Here is a 720-nt window from a genome sequence, read left to right on the forward strand (position 1 = left end):
TGAATAGCCCCTAGATTTGTAGACGCCTTCTTCCCTAATTTTGAGGCAAGGAGGCCATGATGGGCACGAGCAATTTCAGTGACGATTTCAAGCGGGACGCGGTGGCTCAAATCACCGAGCGTGGCTATCCGGTTGCGGAGGTTTCGAAGCGCTTGGGCGTGAGCACACATTCGCTCTATGCCTGGAAGAAGAAGTTCTCAAAACCGGCCGATGTGGGTGCAATTGATCAGGCTGCGGAGGTCCGGCGGCTGAAGCAGGAACTGGCTCGTGTCACCGAGGAGCGTGACATTCTAAAAAAGGCAACCGCGTACTTCGCCAAGGATGCAAAGTGAGGTACGCCTTCATCGCCGAGCATCGCTCTGTGTTTTCGGTACGGGCGATGTGCCGCTGCCTGCGCATCCATCCAAGCGGGTTTTATGCCTGGCTGAAGAACCCGCTGAGCAAAAGGGCCCGGGAAGACATCCGCCAGACCGAGGTGCTGAACACGGCCTGGAAGGAGAGCGGCAAGGTCTATGGATATCGCAAGCTTCATGATGATCTGCTTGATCAGGGAGAGACGTGCTGCCTGAACCGTGTCGCACGACTGGCCAGACTGGCCGGGATCAAGGCTCAGATCGGATACAGGCGGAGACCGGGCAACTATGGCGGAAGACCTGCCGTGGTCGTCGACAATAGCCTCAACCAGCAGTTCAATGTGGAGGTGCCCGACAGGGTCTGGGT

Annotated in this window: 1 pseudogene; it reads left to right on the top strand. The window is 57.4% G+C overall.

Annotation, left to right across the window (positions count from 1 at the left end):
- Window positions 1–59: 59 nt before the first annotated feature.
- Window positions 60–720, top strand: a pseudogene (locus JF539_RS27450) (IS3 family transposase); the annotation flags it as partial.

The organism is Roseibium aggregatum (assembly GCF_017309185.1).
In the GTDB taxonomy this organism is placed as follows: Bacteria; Pseudomonadota; Alphaproteobacteria; order Rhizobiales; family Stappiaceae; genus Roseibium; species Roseibium aggregatum_B.